The sequence below is a fragment of the Pseudomonas gingeri genome, from assembly GCF_013386165.1.
GTDB classification, from domain to species: domain Bacteria; phylum Pseudomonadota; class Gammaproteobacteria; order Pseudomonadales; family Pseudomonadaceae; genus Aquipseudomonas; species Aquipseudomonas gingeri_C.
This window is the reverse complement of the sequence record NZ_JACAOS010000029.1, coordinates 5,440-5,654: the sequence shown is the minus strand read 5'-3', so window position 1 is coordinate 5,654 and position 215 is coordinate 5,440. Positions and strand designations below refer to the sequence as shown.

The 215-nt window shown below is 49.3% G+C and carries 1 rRNA gene; it reads right to left on the bottom strand.

Features of this window, described 5'->3' with window-relative positions:
• Positions 1 to 91: 91 nt before the first annotated feature.
• Positions 92 to 207: ribosomal RNA gene (gene rrf / locus HX866_RS32030) — 5S ribosomal RNA — on the bottom strand.
• Between the last annotated feature and the right edge of the window lie 8 nt (positions 208 to 215).

The window sequence follows — 215 nt, the reverse complement described above, 5'->3', positions numbered from 1 at the left end:
GCTCCTACATGGGAGGCGTGGTGTTCTTTTGGTTTTTCAGGCGCAAAAACAAAACCCCAATCGCTTTCGCAATTGGGGTTTCGGAATTTAATCTTGACGATGACCTACTCTCACATGGGGAAACCCCACACTACCATCGGCGATGCATCGTTTCACTGCTGAGTTCGGGATGGGATCAGGTGGTTCCAATGCTCTATGGTCGTCAAGAAATTCGG